The sequence below is a fragment of the Bifidobacterium sp. M0353 genome, from assembly GCF_016100645.1.
Classification (GTDB): domain Bacteria; phylum Actinomycetota; class Actinomycetes; order Actinomycetales; family Bifidobacteriaceae; genus Bombiscardovia; species Bombiscardovia choladohabitans.
Genome location: NZ_JACFSB010000042.1, coordinates 1 through 377 on the forward strand (window position 1 = coordinate 1; position 377 = coordinate 377).

1 protein-coding gene is annotated in these 377 nt (G+C 34.2%); it reads left to right on the forward strand.

Annotation, left to right across the window (positions count from 1 at the left end):
* Positions 1 to 22: 22 nt before the first annotated feature.
* On the forward strand, positions 23 to 377 hold a 355-nt coding region (locus H3V04_RS08920; RefSeq protein WP_198188236.1), incomplete at its 3' end, for a DUF5052 family protein.

The following is a 377-nucleotide window of genomic DNA, read 5'->3' on the forward strand; positions in this document are numbered from 1 at the left end:
GGCAAGAACTAGTTAGGGAGGGATGCATAAATTGAAAAGTAATTCCAAAAGTAAAAAATTAATAGCTATATTAGCTTTATGCTTAGTCTTAACACCAGTGCTATCAGGATGTGCTTTTTTCGAGAATGCTGAAATTGAAATAAAGCAAAACACTGCTGGCTTGCCGTTACAAATATCGACCTATGATTTCAATGGTCAAAAAATAGATGAGATCAAAACTAGCAAGGCAAAAATTCACACAGATAGAAAAATGTCCGAAAAGTCTGACGGTAAAGAGAACAGTAGTGTTATAGACATAGATTACGGGTCAAATAGAACAATCCATGTTGGTTCAACATTAATAGCGTATGAGGGCATTAAAAATTATACCGATGTTT